This window comes from Allocoleopsis sp. (assembly GCF_036703385.1).
GTDB lineage: Bacteria > Cyanobacteriota > Cyanobacteriia > Cyanobacteriales > Coleofasciculaceae > Allocoleopsis.
Genome location: NZ_DATNPA010000214.1, coordinates 1 through 2,704 on the forward strand (window position 1 = coordinate 1; position 2,704 = coordinate 2,704).

The following is a 2,704-nucleotide window of genomic DNA, read 5'->3' on the forward strand; positions in this document are numbered from 1 at the left end:
AAAGGCGTTGCAGCGCTTGGCGATCCTGTCTGAGATCGATGCCTTCGCTTTCCAAAAACTGCTCTGCTAGCCAGTTAACAATCTTTTGGTCAAAATCATTACCACCGAGCTGAGTGTCACCGCTAGTCGCTTTGACCTCGAATACACCGTCTCCCACATCCAAAATGGAGACATCGAAGGTGCCACCTCCCAGGTCAAATACCAGAATGGTTTCGCTCTGTTGGCGATCCAACCCATAGGCTAACGACGCGGCTGTTGGTTCATTGAGAATTCGCAAGACTTCTAACCCAGCAATTCGTCCTGCATCTCGCGTTGCTTGTCGCTGAGAATCGTTGAAGTACGCCGGAACGGTAATCACTGCCCCTGTCACCGGCTGTCCTAAGTAGCGGCTGGCTTCATCGGCTAGCTTCCGCAGTATCATTGCCGAAATTTCTTCAGGCGCAAATTCCTTCTTTAAGCGGGGACACCTGATTTTGATATTGCCATTGTCATCGCGGCGGATGGTGTAGGGAACGCGCTTAGACTCGGGATTTAACTCCGCATACTTGCGGCCGATGAACCGTTTAACTCCATAAAACGTATTCTGAGGATTGAGTACTCCTTGACGGCGTGCCATTTGTCCGACTAAGCGTTCCCCATCCTTACTGAAGCCAACCACCGAAGGTGTTGTCCGCATTCCTTCTGCATTGGCAATTACAACCGGCTTGCCACCCTCCATGACAGCCACCACGGAGTTTGTTGTTCCCAGGTCAATGCCGACTACCTTGCCCATGCGTGTTTTTATCTCCTCTCGATCGATGCCACTAACTCAGCCAACGCTTTACTTATCTTTATATACAACTGACAAAAGGGGGGCTCATCAGTGGGATTGTACAAAAGATTTAATCACCAAGTGACCCCTCTCTCAGCTACTATAAGCTTTGTACTCTAGTGCTGAAACTATTCTATCGTGCTGCTGTTGCCTGTCTGAGTGCGGCAATGATAGAGGTGTGGCTTTACGATGACTCCTCGCCAGAAGATGCTGCGTTGACAAAGCTCATACGACTCAGGAACGTGCGTAGGCGATCGCTTTTTGGATGAGTTAGTACGTCTCTGGCTCGACCGGATTCCTCCACCTGACCCTGATTCAAAAACAGCACGCGATGCGCGACCTCGCGAGCGAACTGCATCTCGTGCGTGACGACCACCATCGTCATACCTTCTTGAGCCAGTTGTTGCATGACTAGCAGTACTTCTCCGACCAATTCTGGATCGAGAGCGCTCGTTGGTTCATCAAAGAGCATAACTTGAGGATTCATGCACAGACTGCGCGCGATCGCAACCCGTTGCTTCTGTCCTCCAGAAAGTTGTTCGGGATAGTTGTCTGCTTTTTCAGGCAAACCCACCTTTTTTAAATAAAATCGCGCTCGCTCTTCGCTCTGGCTACGAGATTGTCCCAGGACTTGACGTGGAGCTAGCATCAAGTTTTCCAGTACGCTCAAATGAGGAAACAAGTTGAACTGCTGAAAGACCATGCCAACTTGGGTTCGCAGTCGCCGCAGTTGCTTCGAGCTGAGATTAGGGTTCGACAAATCTATTCCATTAACCACTAAGCGGCCGCCATTAATGGTCTCCAAGCGGTTGAAACAGCGTAGCAGCGTACTTTTGCCACAGCCGGAGGAACCAATCACGGCAACAACTTCCCCCCGGTTAATCGAACCGCTAATTCCTTGTAAAACTTTAAGAGAACCAAAGCTTTTTTCAATTCCCTCAAAGATAATTGCCGGAGTCGAATCTTTCATTGGCAGTCCGGTGTGCTGATGTTTAATAAGAACTTATACTAACGACATTCCAGCTATTTGTAGTCATTTTGGCATTTAAGTTCTTACAAATAACGGCACATTGATTGTTAAGATTTATCGAATCAGCCAGCCGTTTTTGGTGGCAGTGACGAGTTAGCCGTATATGGCACCCAAAGAAGGGAAAACAAACATGAATAGATTTATTGAGTCTCGGAGATTGCGCCGAGGTGTAATTCTCGGCTTGTGTTGCCTGCTGATCTTGTTTGTTTCTGTCTTCACTGCTAGTCCCACCAAGGCTCAAAAAACACTCAAGGTGGCTACAGAACCGGCTTTCCCCCCCTTTGAGTTTCAGGGAGATGGCGGGGAATTAGTCGGCTTCGATATCGACTTGATGAAAGCCATTGGCTCATCGGCTGGCTTTGAGGTGCAATTTCAGAGTTTGCCTTTTGATGGAATTATCCCCGCCTTGCAGGCAAACACTGTAGATGCAGCAATTAGTTCAATGACAATTACGGCCGATCGCGAAAAGGCAGTAGACTTTTCCCGACCCTATTTTAAAGCGGGATTAGCGATCGCGATTAAAGCAGATAACAAAGATGTTACGTCACTAGACAGCCTCAAAAATAAGAACATTGCCGTTCAAATCGGCACCACTGGTGCCGCTGAAGCGAAAAAAATTCCCGGCGCTAAGATTCGTACCTTTGATAGTGCGCCATTAGCTCTCCAGGAATTAATTAACGGGAACGTAGATGCAGTCATCAATGATGCACCCGTCACGCTCTATGCCATAAAAACTAGCAATCTTCAGGGTATTAAAGTTGTCGAGCAGTTGCTCACCGAAGAATACTATGGCATCGCGACTCCCAAACGTTCTCCCAATCTCGCTGCCATCAACAAGGGACTAACATCCATCCTGAATAATG

Annotated in this window: 3 protein-coding genes; 1 reads left to right on the forward strand and 2 read right to left on the reverse strand. The window is 48.2% G+C overall.

Annotated features, from left to right (window positions below; translation table 11 throughout):
• Together V6C93_RS10560 and V6C93_RS10565 are read right to left on the reverse strand one after the other, a co-directional pair.
• Nucleotides 1-772: Hsp70 family protein (locus tag V6C93_RS10560; RefSeq protein WP_333476615.1), on the reverse strand; the 772-nt coding region annotated here is incomplete at its 3' end.
• A gap of 223 nt (nt 773-995) precedes the next feature.
• Complete coding sequence (locus tag V6C93_RS10565; protein WP_333476616.1) at nt 996-1,781, reverse strand: amino acid ABC transporter ATP-binding protein; 786 nt, start codon at nt 1,779-1,781, stop codon at nt 996-998.
• Between the two features lie 190 nt (nt 1,782-1,971).
• On the opposite strand from V6C93_RS10565, the gene V6C93_RS10570 reads away from it, so the two are divergent.
• On the forward strand, nt 1,972-2,704 hold a 733-nt coding region (locus tag V6C93_RS10570), incomplete at its 3' end, for a basic amino acid ABC transporter substrate-binding protein (protein ID WP_333476617.1).

Coding starts and splice junctions, on each gene's coding strand:
- V6C93_RS10565 (WP_333476616.1), bottom strand. CDS start 1,781: ATGAAAGATTCGACTCCGGCAATTATCTTTGAGGGAATTGAAAAAAGC.